The 13,923-nt window shown below is 67.0% G+C and carries 19 protein-coding genes, 1 tRNA gene and 1 pseudogene; 12 read left to right on the top strand and 9 right to left on the bottom strand.

The window, feature by feature from the left end; genetic code table 11:
• The first annotated feature begins 109 nt into the window (after window positions 1-109).
• A complete protein-coding gene (locus EU555_RS24985; protein ID WP_342636497.1) occupies window positions 110-538 on the top strand; it encodes a hypothetical protein in 429 nt (142 codons plus the stop codon).
• Between the two features lie 225 nt (window positions 539-763).
• Here the strand turns inward: EU555_RS24985 and EU555_RS24980 are convergent, their stop codons facing one another.
• Window positions 764-1,015, bottom strand: a complete 252-nt coding sequence (locus tag EU555_RS24980; RefSeq protein WP_135417923.1) for a GCG_CRPN prefix-to-repeats domain-containing protein — start codon at window positions 1,013-1,015, stop codon at window positions 764-766.
• A gap of 165 nt (window positions 1,016-1,180) precedes the next feature.
• Window positions 1,181-1,309, bottom strand: a complete 129-nt coding sequence (locus tag EU555_RS37520) for a hypothetical protein (RefSeq protein ID WP_281041309.1) — start codon at window positions 1,307-1,309, stop codon at window positions 1,181-1,183.
• Between the two features lie 388 nt (window positions 1,310-1,697).
• On the opposite strand from EU555_RS37520, the gene EU555_RS24975 reads away from it, so the two are divergent.
• The 6 genes from EU555_RS24975 (at window position 1,698) to EU555_RS24950 (ending at window position 6,297) form a co-directional block, all read left to right on the top strand.
• On the top strand, window positions 1,698-2,039 hold the full coding sequence (locus tag EU555_RS24975) for a hypothetical protein (protein ID WP_245524474.1): 342 nt from the start codon (window positions 1,698-1,700) through the stop codon (window positions 2,037-2,039).
• The gene (locus EU555_RS24970; RefSeq protein WP_135417921.1) at window positions 2,036-3,499 is read left to right on the top strand and encodes a hypothetical protein; all 1,464 of its coding nucleotides are present in this window, start codon (window positions 2,036-2,038) and stop codon (window positions 3,497-3,499) included. The genes EU555_RS24975 and EU555_RS24970 overlap by 4 nt, the downstream gene beginning before the upstream one ends.
• 60 nt (window positions 3,500-3,559) lie before the next feature.
• Window positions 3,560-3,832: a hypothetical protein gene (locus tag EU555_RS24965; RefSeq protein ID WP_135417920.1), complete on the top strand. Its 273-nt coding sequence runs from the start codon at window positions 3,560-3,562 to the stop codon at window positions 3,830-3,832.
• Window positions 3,833-3,837: 5 nt separating this feature from the next.
• Window positions 3,838-4,530: a hypothetical protein gene (locus EU555_RS24960; RefSeq protein ID WP_135417919.1), complete on the top strand. Its 693-nt coding sequence runs from the start codon at window positions 3,838-3,840 to the stop codon at window positions 4,528-4,530.
• Window positions 4,531-4,660: 130 nt separating this feature from the next.
• Entirely contained in the window at window positions 4,661-4,987 is a 327-nt protein-coding gene (locus tag EU555_RS24955) for a hypothetical protein (protein ID WP_135417918.1), read from the top strand.
• Entirely contained in the window at window positions 4,984-6,297 is a 1,314-nt protein-coding gene (locus EU555_RS24950) for a hypothetical protein (RefSeq protein ID WP_135417917.1), read from the top strand. The genes EU555_RS24955 and EU555_RS24950 overlap by 4 nt, the downstream gene beginning before the upstream one ends.
• A 156-nt stretch (window positions 6,298-6,453) precedes the next feature.
• Here the strand turns inward: EU555_RS24950 and EU555_RS24945 are convergent, their stop codons facing one another.
• From EU555_RS24945 to EU555_RS24925, 5 genes and pseudogenes are all read right to left on the bottom strand, one after another.
• Window positions 6,454-7,503 (bottom strand): Hint domain-containing protein, encoded by a 1,050-nt coding sequence (locus EU555_RS24945; RefSeq protein ID WP_281041312.1) that lies wholly within the window; start codon window positions 7,501-7,503, stop codon window positions 6,454-6,456.
• Between the two features lie 866 nt (window positions 7,504-8,369).
• Window positions 8,370-8,849 carry a hypothetical protein gene (locus tag EU555_RS24940; protein WP_135417915.1) on the bottom strand — a complete coding sequence of 160 codons (480 nt, stop codon included), beginning with the start codon at window positions 8,847-8,849 and terminating at the stop codon, window positions 8,370-8,372.
• A gap of 75 nt (window positions 8,850-8,924) precedes the next feature.
• Window positions 8,925-9,128 carry a YARHG domain-containing protein gene (locus EU555_RS24935; RefSeq protein WP_135417934.1) on the bottom strand — a complete coding sequence of 68 codons (204 nt, stop codon included), beginning with the start codon at window positions 9,126-9,128 and terminating at the stop codon, window positions 8,925-8,927.
• Between the two features lie 66 nt (window positions 9,129-9,194).
• Window positions 9,195-9,392: pseudogene (locus EU555_RS37175) on the bottom strand (SH3 domain-containing protein); the annotation flags it as partial.
• Between the two features lie 68 nt (window positions 9,393-9,460).
• Window positions 9,461-9,601, bottom strand: coding sequence for a ribbon-helix-helix domain-containing protein (locus tag EU555_RS24925; RefSeq protein ID WP_245524472.1), 141 nt, complete (start codon window positions 9,599-9,601; stop codon window positions 9,461-9,463).
• Between the two features lie 247 nt (window positions 9,602-9,848).
• Between EU555_RS24925 and EU555_RS24920 the strand changes: the two genes are divergently transcribed.
• The 4 genes from EU555_RS24920 to EU555_RS24905 are packed head-to-tail and all read left to right on the top strand — an operon-like array spanning window position 9,849 to window position 11,185.
• Window positions 9,849-10,235, top strand: coding sequence for a hypothetical protein (locus EU555_RS24920; protein ID WP_167858653.1), 387 nt, complete (start codon window positions 9,849-9,851; stop codon window positions 10,233-10,235).
• Complete coding sequence (locus EU555_RS24915) at window positions 10,228-10,614, top strand: hypothetical protein (protein WP_135417912.1); 387 nt, start codon at window positions 10,228-10,230, stop codon at window positions 10,612-10,614. The genes EU555_RS24920 and EU555_RS24915 overlap by 8 nt, the downstream gene beginning before the upstream one ends.
• Entirely contained in the window at window positions 10,611-10,976 is a 366-nt protein-coding gene (locus tag EU555_RS24910; RefSeq protein ID WP_135417911.1) for a hypothetical protein, read from the top strand. Before EU555_RS24915 ends, EU555_RS24910 begins: the two co-directional genes overlap by 4 nt.
• Window positions 10,973-11,185, top strand: coding sequence for a hypothetical protein (locus tag EU555_RS24905; protein WP_135417910.1), 213 nt, complete (start codon window positions 10,973-10,975; stop codon window positions 11,183-11,185). The genes EU555_RS24910 and EU555_RS24905 overlap by 4 nt, the downstream gene beginning before the upstream one ends.
• Before the next feature lie 81 nt (window positions 11,186-11,266).
• Here the strand turns inward: EU555_RS24905 and EU555_RS24900 are convergent.
• Window positions 11,267-11,342 (bottom strand) — tRNA-Glu (locus EU555_RS24900).
• Between the two features lie 129 nt (window positions 11,343-11,471).
• Between EU555_RS24900 and rlmB the strand changes: the two genes are divergently transcribed.
• Window positions 11,472-12,284: a 23S rRNA (guanosine(2251)-2'-O)-methyltransferase RlmB gene (gene rlmB / locus EU555_RS24895; protein ID WP_245524471.1), complete on the top strand. Its 813-nt coding sequence runs from the start codon at window positions 11,472-11,474 to the stop codon at window positions 12,282-12,284.
• 17 nt (window positions 12,285-12,301) lie between these two features.
• Here the strand turns inward: rlmB and EU555_RS24890 are convergent, their stop codons facing one another.
• A complete protein-coding gene (locus EU555_RS24890; RefSeq protein WP_135417909.1) occupies window positions 12,302-13,849 on the bottom strand; it encodes a CYTH and CHAD domain-containing protein in 1,548 nt (515 codons plus the stop codon).
• Window positions 13,850-13,923 lie beyond the last annotated feature (74 nt).

Raw genomic sequence — 13,923 nt, 5'->3', positions numbered from 1 at the left:
TCTCCTGAAGCGCCGCATGGTTCTGGCCGCCTGATCCACGCAAAATGAGCAAGAACCACAGAAACGGGGCAACCCCAGTGGATGACGCGGCCGCCGGCGCTTCAACATCGTGCCTTTCATCCGCAAGCCCGAGGCGCCCGATCGGCAGCTCGAGGAGAAACTGAAGGCCGAGTGGCCGGCCATCCTGCGATGGATGATCGAAGGCTGCCTCGACTGGCAGATGAACGGCCTGGTGCGCCCTGAGAGCGTGGTGGACGCCACGGAGGCGTACTTCGCAGAACAGGACCTGATGGGTCAGTGGCTCGCTGAGAAGTGCGACGTGCGCCAGGGCGATGCGAGCGTGTGGGATCGGACCACCGACCTGTTCGCGTCGTGGTCGGTCTACGCCAAGGCGGCCGGTGATGACCCCGGGACGGTGAAGGGCTTCGGTCCGGCCATGCGGCGGAAGGGGTTCCCGCAGCACAGGACCAAGGCCGCCCGCGGGTTCGCCTTCGTGCGCCTCCGCCCCGAGCACTCTTACGGCCAAGGTGACGGGTGACGCATGATGACGCGTAATTCCTGTTCCACCCGTATACGCGTGCGCGCGTACAGGGCGATAATTGGCTCTGACGCGTCACTAAGCGTCACCCGTCACCAGCTAAGCTTTCTGTATGGCCGCCCGGCATGGCGCACAGGCGCGGACCAACCCTCACGCGGCGAACAGTCGGAAGCAGGCGACGGGCCGGCTTTCGCAAGGCCCGTCGCCGGAAGTGATCTCGATGGCTCAGTACGCCCGCCAGGAGACGCCGTATCCGCCCAAGAAAGGAAGGTGGGGGCGGACGTACGGGCGGTAGTACGGGCGATAGCCGTAGTAGACCGGCCGGGGCGCATAGTAGGGACGATAGTTCGGGCGGCAGTGGCCCCACGCATTCATGTGATAGCCCCAGCCGCAGCCATCATAGGCCTGGGCCGAGGACGCAGCCCCGATCCCGGTGGCAACAATAGCGGCGGCTCCGAGCAGCTTCAGCATCGTCATGGAATGATCTCCTCTGTTGCTCTCAGCAGCAGGTTTTGCGCTTCGAACAAGACAGAGCTTCGTGGATCATCATCCGTGCGTATGTGTGTAGCGGCACATTCAGCTGGGAAGGCTCAGCACCAACGGTCGCCGCGGCTGGCCCGTGCTTTAGTCCCGTCGCGCCCCTCAGACGAAGTGCGCGGGCAGCGCCAGCATGCGGGCGTACTGCACCAGCACGATCGCAAGGCCAGTCATCACGCCGAAGGCAATGATGCGGTCCGGGACAGTCATAGTCTCGCGCATGGTCTTGAGCATCGTCGTTCCCCTCATCGCCGACAGCCGTTGGCCGGCTGCTCTGACGCGGGCTTATGGTTAAGGTTGTTTGCGCCGTTATTGCTCCGATTGTTGCGTGCAGCCGTGGCCACGGGCCCAAATCGGGCGCCGAGGGTCGGCTGTCGCGTCAGCATGGTATTTGAGTTGAAAATCCTGAGCGCGGATCCAGGCACGCATCGCCCGGCAGAACGTCGATTTTCGCTTACACAAGGCGATAACTTAGACAGCCATAGACATACAAAAACAAACATGTTCAATGACTTAGCCGGAACCTCGTGATAGCCTTGTCCAACGTTTGTCCCATAAGCCCGGCGGAACGACGTTGGATAGCCCCACCCTTGGCCTTCGGAAGCGCCCGCATAGATCGCGTGTGACCAACGGCACGTCCCTGCTTCCGGACGTGGACGGCCGTTCGCTCTGGGCACGCCGGATGCGGGATCTCATCGCGCTCCACATCGCCGACCTCGGCGGGGAAGGCGCGGTGTCTGAGGCCGAGAAGTCCATCGTTCGCCGCGTCGCTACCCTCACGGTCGAACTGGAGCGGATGGAGGTGGCCTTCGCTACGGCAGGGGAGGCGAGCGCTGATGCCCTCGACCTGTACCAGCGCACCGCAGGCAACCTGCGCCGGCTGCTGGAGGCCATCGGCCTGAGGCGGCGCCCGCGCGACGTTACGCCCGACCTTGCCCGCTACATCGAGGGCACGGCGGCATGAACCTGCTCCAGGCCATGTCCGATGCCAACTTGTTCGCCCGCTGGTTCCGGGACGAAGGCACTTGGGCCGCGTGGAGGGCGTTCCTGAGCGCACTGTTCGGCCTGCCGCTGTCCGAGGCCGAGGCCGAGGTCTACCGGGCCTGTACGGGCCGCCAGACGGCTCCTGAGGCACCCTACAGTGAGGCGTGGCTGATCTGTGGCCGTCGCGCCGGCAAGAGCTTCGTGCTGGCCCTCATCGCGGTGTTCCTGAGCTGCTTCCGCGACTACCGGCCGTACCTCCAGCCCGGCGAGCGGGCGACGATCCTGATCATCGCCACGGACCGCAAGCAGGCCCGCGCGATCCTCAACTATCTGCGCGCGCTGCTCACCGAAGTCCCGATGCTGGCCCGCCTCGTGGAGCGCGAGACCGCAGACGAGTTCGACCTGACTAACCGAGTGACGATCGAAGTAGGCACGTCTTCGTTCCGATCGGTGCGCGGCCGGACCCTCGTGGCGGGCGTGCTGGACGAGATGGCGTTCTGGCCCACGGAGGACGCTGCCGATCCTGACTTCGCCATCCTCGACGCGCTGCGGCCCGCCATGGCGACAATCCCGAACGGGATGCTGCTGTGCGCCTCCAGCCCGTACGCCCGCCGCGGTGCTCTCTGGGACGCCTTCAATCGGTACTTCGGGAAGGATGACCCGAACGTGCTGGTCTGGCGCGCGCCGACCCGGGTGATGAACCCGAGCGTGCCCCAGCGCCTAATAGACGAGGCATACGAGCGCGACCCGGCCGCCGCGGCTGCCGAGTACGGGGCCGAATTCCGGACCGACGTGGAGCGTTTCGTCAGCCTCGACGTGGTGGACGCCTGCATTGCGGTCGACGTGTTCGAGCGCCCGCCGAGCAAGGGCCACGTCGCCTTCGTGGATCCGTCGGGCGGCTCGGGCGACAGCATGACGTTGGCAATCGCCCACCCGGAGGGTGACGCGGTGGTGCTCGACGCCGTCCGGGAATGCCGCCCGCCCTTCTCGCCGGATCAGGTGGTGGAGGACTTCGCCGCCCTGCTGAAGAGCTACAAGATCAGCCACGTGATCGGCGACCGGTATGCGGGCGAGTGGCCGCGCGAGCGCTTCAAGGTCCACGGCATCCAGTACGTCGTGTCCGAGAAGACGAAGTCTGACCTGTACCGCGATCTGCTGCCGATGCTGAACAGCGGGCGGGCGTCGCTGCTCGATCACCAGCGGCTGCGGACGCAGATCGTGAACCTGGAGCGTCGGACGGCGCGCGGCGGTCGCGACAGCATCGATCATCCCCGCGGCGCTCACGACGACGTGGCGAATGCGGTGGCCGGTGCCCTGGTGACCCTCTCCCAGCGCGCGCAGCCGATCATCGTGACGAAGGAACAGGCCATGGCGTTCGGAGCGCCGCACCAGCGAAGATTTCCGATCCGTTCATGGCGGGAACGGCGTTCCTTCTACTAGGACGTAGGATAGCAGTAACTCAAGTCAAGGCATGACCTTCGTCGAACAGGAGTGACCGAAATGGGTCCGACCGAAATGGAAACCGTCATCAAGTTTCTGATGTCCAAGCTGTCCGAGCCGGACCTAGCGGAGCTTGACGCTTTGCTGGCCGGCGAGGGCCGGGCCGAGAACCTGGCAGAGGACAGCGCGCGCGGCACCCGCGGCGCGTGGCTGGCGATGGACGCCAAGACCCGGCACGGCGTCCGCAAGGGCCGCCAGCAGACCGCGGTCGGCAGGAGCGAGACCTACGCCGAGGCGGCCAAGACCTTCCCGCACATGCACCGCCTCGGGTGACCGGCATGGCGATGGCACGGGTCAAGCAAGAGGTATCGCGCGGTCCGTCGCGAGCCGCCCTTGCGGAGCAGATCGAACGGCGCTCGGCCGCGCGGCAGGCTCGCGACGACGCGCTGAAGGCGCTGAACGAGGTCGAGGGGCGGCGCCTCGCGGCCGATCAGGCGTTTTGGGAGGCGCAGCGCATTCAGGCAGAGGCGCGGCCTGTCTCGCAAGACGACGTGGTTGCCGCCCTGCTGCGCGGCGAGACGATCGACCCTGACGCGCCGGTCAAGGAAGCGCACGCCAACGTGGAGGCGGCTGAGCAGGAGCGATCCCGGCTCAAGGTCGCGCACGAGAGCATCAGGGCCGCGCTGGACCGCGCGAGCGAGCGCCTGCGCTGGGCCGACGAGAGCGTACGCGAGGCACGGGCTGCCGTCCTGCAGGAGGCCCTTCCCGGTCTAATAGATCGGTTCAGGCCGCGCCAGCACGAGTTGATCGGCCTCGCCCGCGTGCTGAATGCCCTGCGCGCGGAGCACACCGGCCCGAACATCGGCGCCGCGGAGCGCGCCTTGCTGGACGAGGCTGACAGCCTGGGCCGCTCCGCCATGTTCGAGCGGTGCCACTACCTGCCGGAGACGGCCGAGCAACTCGCCTGGGAAGACGCGATGCGGCGCCTTCTCCACGATCCCGATTGCCCGCTCCCCGAAACCGGGGAGTGAGGCCCACCCGATCGGCGCCGTCAGGGCCGCCGATGGCGCCAAGTCGTTCAGTGGCGCCGGAAGTAACGACGACAGCCGGCGCGGCCCTCTGCATAGGCCGGCGGCCGGCATCTTCACCAGAGGCTTGCGGATGAGCGAAGTTCTGCAATTCCCGACCCGACTTTCTAGCCGCGACCTCCACCAGATCTATCGACTTGGCGCGATTGGCGAGCTTGAGGTGCTGCTGATGCAGCCGCCAGGTGATGAGCCGGCGCCGCTGGAAATCACCCTGCGCGCCGGCAGCGTCGTGGTCGAGATCGCGTCCGTCAACGACGCCGATGGCGACCTGGGGAACGCACTACGAAGCGCGCACTCGCTCGCCGATGTGTTGCTCAGCAGCCTGATGGCGATCAAGGGGCGCGGTGTGCTGCGCGATGCATTCCTTGGCCCCGACGCTATTGATGACGGAGCCGCATGATGGCCGACGATATTTTAAAATCCTTTTTGATCTCAATTGGATACCGCGAGGACGAGGCCAGCAAGCGCCGGTTCCTCGACGGGATCGCCAAGGCTGAGAAGGCGGTCGCGTCGCTCAGCCTGGCGCTCGCGGCGGCAGCCACGGCGGCGGCGGCGGCGGTCAAGATGGCCGCCTCGTTCGAGGATCTGTTCTACGCCTCTCAGCGTACCGGCGCGTCCATCAACAACCTGCGCGGGCTGGCCTATGCCGTCTCGCAGCTCGGTGGCTCCTACGGCGCCGCCGTGGGCAGCCTCGAGGCCTTCGCCAAGAACATCCGGACGAACCCCGGCTATGAGAGCATGGCGCGGAAGCTCGGGGTGGCGACCCGGGAGAACGGCCGGCTTCGCGACACGGTCGACATCCTCACCGACCTTGGCAAGGTCTTCAAAGGCCAGCGGTACGAGATCGCGTACCAGTACGCCTCGGCCCTCGGGTTGGACGAGAAGACTTTCCAGCTTCTCCGCGACCAGCCCGACGCACTGAGGCGATACCGGGACGAGTACGAGCGCACCACCAAGGCGCTCGGCACCAATACGAAGGAGATGACCGAGCAGGGCAAGGCCCTGTCGCAGTCGTGGCGCTCGTTCCTGTCGGTGATGGAGGCGCTGAGCGAGCGCATCGCCGCGACCTTCTTCCCGATCATCACGAAGCTGCTGGATTACATGCGGGAATGGGTCGTCGCCCATGGCCCGCAGATCAACGCTTTCTGGACCCAGGTCGGCAAAGGCATCGAAGTCGTCGAGCGAGCGGCAAAGAGCGCCTATGAGGTCGTCGAGCCGTTCGTCTCCCTGATTAGCAAAAAGCTCGGCGACGACTTCGACGCGGCCGGTGGCCTGTCTGGGCTGCTGAAGGAGCTGAAGCAGCTCTTCTCCGACCTCGGCGACATGGTGAAGCGCGCCTATGAGTGGATCGTCAAGCTGATCCAGCTCGTCGGGATCGACAAGGTCGCGGCTGCACTCGGCGCGGGCATCAAGGGCGGCTTCCGGATGGAGGACTGGTCCGGCGCTGGCGCCATGCCGGACTGGACCGGCGGCGGAGGTGGTGCGGGTGGCGTCTCGCCCGGCGCGACGGGCAAGGGCGCGCTGGAGCCGTTCCGTCGCGGCTTCATCGGCAGGCTCAAGGACCGGACCAAGACGATGAACATGCCCATGAACGTGACCATGAACGTCCAGGGCGGCGCGAGCGCCACGGACACGGCGGATGCTGCTGTTCGAGGCCTGACCCGGTTCCAAGAGTTTAACATGCGGAACGCACAGGGAGCGGTGCGGTAGGTGCTCACCCAGGACACGCGGTGGTGGCCGGGTAAGATCATCGCGGGGCGCGTACAGGAACCGCACTAGCAGCGACCCGTTGGCCGATCACTTCCAAGGTGTCTACCATCTTCAGCCCCGCCGGCAGCCGCCGAGCGGGGCGTTTTGTTGTCTGGCCTATGCAGCCAGCGCGGCCGCGATCTCGGCTTGAGCCGGCGGTGCCAGCCAGGCGTGCAGAGTGCCGCGGTCAGGCGCGGTCTCGACGGTCAGCGTCACACTGCCCGTGCAGCCGGCCCACAGGACCGCCGGCAAAATCGCGTCGCCTGTCGTCCAGCGCCACTCGCCGTCCTGCACGAACGAGAAGCCGGCTTCCAGGAGACCGCTATCGATCGGCAGCGCGCGCGTCACGCCGTGGCCGTCGATCACCGCCACGCCCCGCACCGGCACGCCGAGGCGCCGGCCGTCGCCCGCTCCCACCCGCACCCGCTCCGGCACGAACGAGCGCGACACAAGCCGCACGTCGCGCGCGCCGGCCGGCAGGCGGAACCGGGCGAGCGCCCCGTCCCGCTCCGGCCGGATCGCGACGCCGTCGGCCAGGACGTGCAGGTCGTCCTCGCTCGTCAGGCGCCAGCCCAGAGCCATGGCGCGGGCGATGAGCCGGGTGCGCACGGCGTCGACGATCGGACCGTCCTGCACCAGCGGCAGGCAGAAATCGTCAAGGGAGAGCGGGCTGAAGTCGGGGTGCAGCACCATGTGCGCGGGCCCGTTCTCGAAGCCGGCGCGCACGCCGGTATCGAGGAAGCTCTCGGCGGGCAGCCCCTCGGCGAGCAGGATATCGTGGCTGTCGAGTTCGACGTGCCAGTAGGTGACTTGATCCACCGGCACCTGAGCGACGGTGGCGTCGTTCAGCAGGTGCTTGACCGGGATCAGGACGTCGTCGAGCACGGTGACGCGCACGGCATGGTCGGGGGAGAGGAACAGGTCGCGATCGGGTAGCCCTTCACCGAAGGCGTTAGGCAAGACGCGGATGGGCCATACCGCTTCAGGTCGCGGGTGGCGCGTGCAGTCTATAGTCCGGTGCCCAAGCCAGACGATTGGGCGCTGCTCGCCGGGTGCCGTGATAACAACGTCCCCGATGCCTAACTGCTCGACGGCCACGTCTATTACGCGTCCGTCGCGCACTACGCGAATACCTGTACCCTCAGCAAAGCAAGGCGGATTATTTATTGGCTGGTTTGCGACCGGTACATTCTGGGAAGAGTACGTATAAGCGAAAGATCATAGACCAACGTTCTGATACCTGGCATTCAAGAAAATTTCTGGTTCTCGGCCAATATATGAAACGTCAAGTATCTGTGTGCTAGCTATAGAATTAAATAAATCGAAACGCGCAAAGTAAGTGGTCGAGCCGTCAGTATTTGTCGACTGATCAATTTGCCCGTTTGAAGTAATAGAATTATTTACCCTCGCAGTAACATTGTAAATCCGCGGGTTAGTATCAGTATAATCCACAGTAAATATTCCGTTAATGGATAGAGACTGCACCCCTCCGCCTGATGTCAATGTCCTAGGAAGGGTTCCATTGAAGCTATAAGTGTAGACGTTTGCCACAGCTCAAACACTCCGCTACCGAGTCATAGATACCAAGTAGCATGGTGCGTGCAACCATGTGTGCTCTGGGCGAGCATCGACTCGCCTGAGTGTTGCAATTTTGCGCTCGGCAGATCGACACGGGATCATTCGAGAACGGTGGGTAGGATAGTCAAGTCGTGACGTATCCTGCTCCTTTGAGGCTGAACACCGCGACAAAGTCCGGGCCGTGCTCAGGCCAAGTGTAGACCCCGGTGACTGGGTTGTTGGTCATTCGTCCGGCGCCGGCAGGATCTCAGTCCTCACCGCGTTCCGCCGCTGCCCGGGTGAGCCATCCTCCCACGCCAGCACCTCCGTGCTGTAGGCGTTCGCCAGGACGGCCGCGGCGGCCGCGAGTTTTCGGCTACAGCGACAGCACCATCGGGGCGATGCTCGGGCAGGCTGGCGGCACGATTACCAGCCAGTATGTGCATCACCTCGATGTGATGTTGATTGCAGCAGTATTACAGAGAGCACTTTTCGCTAGCGCCAATGTCTTTCGCGCCCGTTCGCGCGAAGGATGAGCCTGTCCAAGTTAATAGTTCACGCATGCAGCGTTCTCTGTTTTCCCATTGAGCAAATACCGTTCTGCTGCTGATATTGAACTTTAGATCAAGGTACATGTCGTCTTCGCCACCCAGCGGAAATTTATATTGCTGACCAGTCTTGACATCCGCGAGCATGACAAGGCGGCACCCAGTGCCGCAGCCGAACACAATTAAACTATACTGGCCTGCGAAGTTTGGCCCAGCCTTGATGCCTTCCACAATCCGGGACCGGTAGCTGCGATATTCGCGGTCGCTGCCGGAAAAATCGGGTAGACGCTTCGGTCCAGTATAAACCTCAGACACGGGAGTGCGATCTAGCGCTGGTTGCGCGGAAAGTGAGAAAGGGGCCATGAGGGCGGTGATCAAAACCACGAACCCAGCGCGCATCCGCATCATCACTTGAGATATCCCTTTGCCTTAAGGTGCTCCGCCAGTGGCTCCCGGATCGCCTCCGGCCGCGAGGGCTTTGGGTTATGGGCCGCAGCCGAGTCGTCTTTCAGACGCCAGCGACTCGGCGACCCGTGCGCGCTGCCTTGCTGAGAGCGGCACGTCGGCCTCGTCGTCGAACCGACAGCCTGCGTTCCCGAAAATTTGGATCCCTCGCGCTGAGCGGAAGCAGTAGCCCGCGGCCTTGAAAATCGCGTTCCGCTCGTACCAGAGGTCATCGCAAGAGATGACGCCATTAGGTTCGCTTCTCTGACCGGCGACTGCAACGGTGCGGCAGCAACCGACGTACCGACCATGGACCCAGCCGGTCTCACCGCTGATCAGGCGAACCCGGACCCAGGCGCCCTGCCGATCGAGTTCCCTGAACAGGGTATCGGGTCCGAGACGCGCGACCCTTGATCCTTCGTTCAAGCTCGGGAGGGTGCGCAAGGCGACCCAGTTATCTCCGCGGGGATCAAGCCCGACCGGATAGCTGAAGTACTCACGGTTCACCTGGGCGACCGCCTGTCCGGCAAAGCTGACGCAGAACGCGACGAGCGCGGCTACGATGAGGGAACGTCTCACTTCAGATAGCCCTTCGCCTTGAGGTGCTCGGCAACCGCCTCACGAATGGCTTCCGGGCGGGAGGGTTTTGGGTCGGGCTGGTCGGCAATCCAGGCGTCGAGGGGCGCAAGCTGCTCCGGCTGTAGGCGCACCGTCACAGGCTCACCTTTCCCGGTAGCAGGGCGTCCGCGCTTATTTGTGGCGTCACGAATTGACATGTTGCTTTTATGATGGCACAAAATACGGGCCGCAGCAAGGATCCTACCCCTCGCCGCGGCCCTAACCACGCACGTCGTAAGAGGACGTTCCATGGCTACCCGTCATTCTACAGCACCGGCCCGTGCCGGTGAACGCTCACGCTCGCCCTCCGCACAGGTCGGCCCCGTCACGGTCGCGCTCCGCGCCATGCGGCAGGCCGAGCCCGAGGCTCCCGCCCTGGTCGCTCTGCGCCAGGGGCTTGAGGCCTACTTCGCGGCGTCCGGCAGGGCCGTCGACCTCTCGGCGCAGATGGATGTGGAGTTGGCGCGCGTCGGCGAGATCCGAGCGGCCATCGCCAACCGCGTTGAGGCGGACATCGCCTTGCTGGATGCGATCGACGGCGATGCAGACCTCGAGGACGGCGGCGACGCTGAGCTGAACCTGTGCGGGACAGGGTTCGGCTGGCCGAGCCCGGACGATCGCGAGGCCGGCGACGACAACGGGCTCGGCGACGATCTCGGCATGGTTGAGCAGGTCCGGCGCTACGAGCACCTCTGCCGCGCGCTCCGGGGCGAGGAGGCGCGCCATGGTTGAGCGCCTCACCTCCCGCCGGGCTGCGTTCGCGACCCTCGCGGTCCTGCCATTCGCCGCGCCAGTGCCGGCGATCGCCAGCCGCGGAGCGGACGGCGCACTCGTGCGGCTCTGCACCGAGGCCGTCAGGTACTGGGATTGGATCGACACTCAGTGCATCGTCGAAAACTGGGACGACGACACCCTGAACGCGCACTGCGACCGGCTGAACGACATGCTGGAGACGGTGATCGCCGCGACACCGCTCAGCGCCGCCGGCCGGGCAGCCAAGGCCAGGGTCGTCGCCAGGGAACTCGACAACTTCCACAAGACCATGGACCGGACGGATCGGCTCGTTGAGAGCCTGGTGCGCGACTGTCTGCGGGATGGAGGCGCGGCATGACCGGCCCGTCCTCCCGCCGCGGCTTCCTGCGTGGCCTGACCACGCTCCCGCTCATCGGCGGCGGCGTGACGCTCATCGGCAGCCCCACGGCGGCGGCGGTGCCGCTCACCGGCGGCATGATGGCGACCTATGCGGCATGGCTCCACCACGAAGCTCGCGCCGTCCGGTACGCGATGGGGTGGGAGGACGCCAAGGGCGTCTTCCATCCGTGCGCGAACCCTGGCGCGCAGTGGCACGACTTCGGCAACTGGACGCGCGCCCAGGCTGAGGCGCAACGACGGGCACCGGTGATCCTCTCGGCGGCTGGCGTGCCGTTGACGGATGCCCACGCCGATGACCTGTGGGGAGGGCCGATCGGATGAAGCTGTTCCGCATCATCCGCGCCCGGTGGCTCACCCGTGGCGCCTGCGCGGACCATCGCCGAGCCGAGCGGCAGTGGCAGCTCGCCGAAGCCTACATGGTGCGCGCCCGTGCCCGCCTCGACGTGGCCGGCGCCATCCTTGAGGACGAACGCATCGCGCTGACGCACGCCGCTCCGGACATGGACGGCAAAGCTCCCGAAGACGGCTGAGTCTACCGCTGTCCACACCGACATATGGGACAACCGTTGGACATGAAAACCGCGCCGACCAAGCTAAGTGCTTGATTTTGTTGGCGCGCCCTACGGGACTCGAACCCGTGTTTTCGCCGTGAAAGGGCGACGTCCTGGACCGCTAGACGAAGGGCGCTGGCGCGGGGCGAGGGGAGCTATAGTGGGGTTCTTCCGGGAGGGCAACCGGATTGATGGGGTTGACGGGACCGGGCCGGCGGGTCTTGTCGGCGCCGGCAGGGGCCTGGAACGCGGGCGGGACGACAGGATGATGACGAGGCAGGCGCCGCGTGCGGGCGGACGGGGTGGCGGGCAGGGCAAGGCCGGCGCGGGGCGGCGGCCCGGCGAGGCACGGGGGGACGCGCGGGGCGAGCGGGAGGGACCGGCGGTGCTGTATGGCTGGCACCCGGTCGCCGAGGCGTTGCGCAACCCGAACCGGGAGCTGCGGCGGCTTCTCGCCACCGAGAACGCGGCGTTGCGCCTTGCGGAGGAAGTCGGGGCGCTCCGCATCGCCCCCGAGATCGTGCGGCCCGGGACCATCACGGGGCTCCTCGGGCCGGACGCGGTGCATCAGGGGCTCTATCTCGAGGCCGAGCCACTGGAGGGTCCGGCCTTCGACCGGCTGCCCGACGACGCGGTGCTGCTCGCCCTCGACCAGATCACCGACCCGCACAATGTCGGCGCCATCGTGCGCACCGCGGCGGCGTTCGGCGTCACCGCCATCGTCACGACGGCGCGGCACTCGCCGGCCGCCACCGGCGTGCTCGCCAAATCCGCCTCGGGCGGGCTCGAGCACGTGCCCTTCGTGGTGGTGCGCAACCTCGCCGAGGCCCTGATCGAGCTCGGCGAGCGCGGCTTCACCCGGGTCGGGCTCGATTCCGAAGCGCCCGAGACCCTCGACGCGGTGGGCCCGCGGGCGCCGCTGGTGGTCGTCCTCGGGGCCGAGGGCAAGGGCCTGCGCCAGCGCACCCGCGAGTGCTGCGACGTGATGGCCCGCATCCCGTTCCGCGGCGCGATCCAGAGCCTCAACGTCTCGAACGCCGCCGCGATCACCCTCTACGCCCTGATGCCCCGCGCCTGACGCGCGGGGCGCGCGCTTCAGCGCCAGAACGGGCGCAGGTCGATCAGGGCCTCGTGCGCCGTCTCGGCCTTCGCCAGCAGGTGCGCGGTGCGCGCCTCGGCGTCGGCGGTGGCGAGGCCGGCGGCGAAGACCGCGCCCTCGGGGGCGCCCCGGGCGAGATCGGCCGCCAGCGAATGGGCGGTGGCGATGTCGTTGAGGTCGCCGAGGTGGTCCTGCAGGTCGGCGAGCGCCTCCACGAAGGCCTTGTGGCGCTTGGCGGCCTTCTTGCCCGACTCCTTGCCCTCGTAGAGGGCCGCGAAGAACTCGGCGCCGTAGCGCAGCTTCTTGGCGGCGATGCGGACCCGGTGGCGCGCCTCCGGGTCGAGCTCGGCGAGGCGGCGCCCGCGCTTCTTCACCTGGCGGCGGCGGCGCTCCAGCTCCGCGGTGGCGAAGACCCGGGCCGGGCCGTCGCGGCGGGCGGCGTCCGGGTTGTCGGGGCCGAGCCAGGGACCGGCCTCGATCCAGGCGACGAGGTCGAGGAGGAAGTCGCGCCACTCCCGGCTCTCCAGCACCCCCCGCACCGCGTCGTGGGCGGCCGTCCGCTCGGTCTCGAGGTGGCGTTCGAGGATCAGGAGGCCGGCCTCGTCCGGGCGCCGCTCGCGCTCGAGGGGCAGGGTCTTGCCGAGATAGACGTCGAGGTTGCGGGCATGGCCGAAGGGCTCGCTCAATCGCTTCAGCTCGGCCTTGATCGCCGGCATGCGGCGGTCCTCGATCACCCCGCCGAACAGCGAGAAGGCCGAGCGCAGGCGGCGCAGCGACACCCGCAGCTGGTGCAGGGCCTCGACGTCGCGGTGGGCCAGCAGCACGGTCTCGTTGAGGCGCATCTGGCGCAGGCAGGCGAGCGTCACGGCCTGGAACGCCTGCGCGGCGGTCATGTCCGGCTCGAGGGCCACGGGCTCGGCTTTCACGGCGCGGCCGAGGCGGTTCTTCAGCAGGGCGTCGCCGCGCTCGAACTTGCTCAGCACGCCCAGCCGCAGCGGCACGTCGGCCCCGAGGGAGCGGGCGAGATCGAACAGGGAGGCCGGCGAGCCGCCGGTCAGCTCGAACTCGATCTCGCTGATCGGGGAGACCCGGTCGTCCGGCCCCCAGACCCGGCCGCGGTCGAGGGCGACCTCGATCGATCCCCCGTCGCCGTCCGCGGCGAGGCGGCGCACGCTGCGGGTCACGGTGGAGGTGTAGAGCGGGCGCAGGTCCTCGGCGCCGTCGAGGAGCTTGGCGATGGGCGTGCCGGCGAAGGCGGCGGGCTCAGGAGCCGGCCCGGCCACGGCGCTCTCCCATTCCGGCCGGTCGAACAGGCCGGCGGCCGCCTCGCCGCGGGCCTTCACGGTCTGGATGTGGCGGTCGCCGTCCCGGCGCACCCGCAGCGTGTAGCCCGCCTCGTGCAGGCGGCCGTCCGGCGTGTCGAAATAGACCGAGGTCAGCTCCGTCTCGGTCCAGTCCCCGGCGAGCAGCGGGTGCTCCCGCAGGCGTGCGAGGTCGGAGGCCTCGACATCCAGCTTCAGCTCGGTCTCGCGCGGTTCGCTCATCACGGTGGTCCTGATCTCCCGGTCGGTCCGCCGACGGGCGGACGGCCCACGTGCCGCGGGCGGATCGGAAATCA

Source organism: Methylobacterium nonmethylotrophicum, from assembly GCF_004745635.1.
GTDB lineage: Bacteria > Pseudomonadota > Alphaproteobacteria > Rhizobiales > Beijerinckiaceae > Methylobacterium > Methylobacterium nonmethylotrophicum.
Note: the sequence above shows the minus strand (reverse complement) of the source record. Positions and strands in the feature narration are given on the sequence as shown.

Coding starts and splice junctions, on each gene's coding strand:
- EU555_RS24980 (WP_135417923.1), bottom strand. CDS start 1,015: ATGACGATGCTGAAGCTGCTCGGAGCCGCCGCTATTGTTGCCACCGGG.
- EU555_RS37520 (WP_281041309.1), bottom strand. CDS start 1,309: ATGCTCAAGACCATGCGCGAGACTATGACTGTCCCGGACCGCATCATT.
- EU555_RS24970 (WP_135417921.1), top strand. CDS start 2,036: ATGAACCTGCTCCAGGCCATGTCCGATGCCAACTTGTTCGCCCGCTGG.
- EU555_RS24965 (WP_135417920.1), top strand. CDS start 3,560: ATGGGTCCGACCGAAATGGAAACCGTCATCAAGTTTCTGATGTCCAAG.
- EU555_RS24960 (WP_135417919.1), top strand. CDS start 3,838: ATGGCGATGGCACGGGTCAAGCAAGAGGTATCGCGCGGTCCGTCGCGA.
- EU555_RS24955 (WP_135417918.1), top strand. CDS start 4,661: ATGAGCGAAGTTCTGCAATTCCCGACCCGACTTTCTAGCCGCGACCTC.
- EU555_RS24950 (WP_135417917.1), top strand. CDS start 4,984: ATGATGGCCGACGATATTTTAAAATCCTTTTTGATCTCAATTGGATAC.
- EU555_RS24940 (WP_135417915.1), bottom strand. CDS start 8,849: ATGATGCGGATGCGCGCTGGGTTCGTGGTTTTGATCACCGCCCTCATG.
- EU555_RS24920 (WP_167858653.1), top strand. CDS start 9,849: ATGCGGCAGGCCGAGCCCGAGGCTCCCGCCCTGGTCGCTCTGCGCCAG.
- EU555_RS24915 (WP_135417912.1), top strand. CDS start 10,228: ATGGTTGAGCGCCTCACCTCCCGCCGGGCTGCGTTCGCGACCCTCGCG.
- EU555_RS24910 (WP_135417911.1), top strand. CDS start 10,611: ATGACCGGCCCGTCCTCCCGCCGCGGCTTCCTGCGTGGCCTGACCACG.
- EU555_RS24905 (WP_135417910.1), top strand. CDS start 10,973: ATGAAGCTGTTCCGCATCATCCGCGCCCGGTGGCTCACCCGTGGCGCC.
- rlmB (WP_245524471.1), top strand. CDS start 11,472: ATGATGACGAGGCAGGCGCCGCGTGCGGGCGGACGGGGTGGCGGGCAG.
- EU555_RS24890 (WP_135417909.1), bottom strand. CDS start 13,849: ATGAGCGAACCGCGCGAGACCGAGCTGAAGCTGGATGTCGAGGCCTCC.